The following is a 547-nucleotide window of genomic DNA, read 5'->3' on the forward strand; positions in this document are numbered from 1 at the left end:
ACTCACCCGCCACCCGCGTACGCACCGGATCACTCGCCAACCCGGCAAGCGACCCCCCCCCCCCCGGAACAAAACCATCCGACACCGCACCCGCAGCCGCCCCACCAGGCAGCAGAACCACGTCGAAGGTGCCGCTGTCCCCCTGCCCGACGGTGACCACGGCGTCCCAGCCCCGTGCCCGCGCCCAGAGACACACCGCTTCCGGATCCTGCCCGCTCGTCCCGTCCAACAGCTCACGGACACGCTCGATGGGCTCACCGGCGGCCACCGCACGGGCTGCCGCGACCTCCCCGGTCAGCCGGGAGTTCGGCACCCCGGACACCCGCACCGGCAACGCCAGATCATCCAACGTGTCCAAGGCCTCGACGTCGCGCCCCCACGCCATGACGGGTGTCCCAGCGAGAGAGAGCGGCTGAGCGGGGGCTTTGTGCAGGACGACGTCGTAGCGGTGGCGCGTCAGCTCGTTGTGGGCCGCGCCCCGCTTCCACCGCACATCCACGCCCACCGCTTCCGGCCGCCCAGCCGCCCAGGCGGCAAAGAAACCGGG

At 72.2% G+C, this 547-nt stretch carries 1 pseudogene; it reads right to left on the minus strand.

Going from position 1 to position 547, the window contains the following annotated elements:
• A pseudogene (locus HZS56_RS37860) lies at positions 1 to 547 on the minus strand (hypothetical protein); the annotation flags it as partial.

This window comes from Streptomyces mayonensis (assembly GCF_018982965.1).
Taxonomy (GTDB): Bacteria; Actinomycetota; Actinomycetes; order Streptomycetales; family Streptomycetaceae; genus Streptomyces; species Streptomyces mayonensis.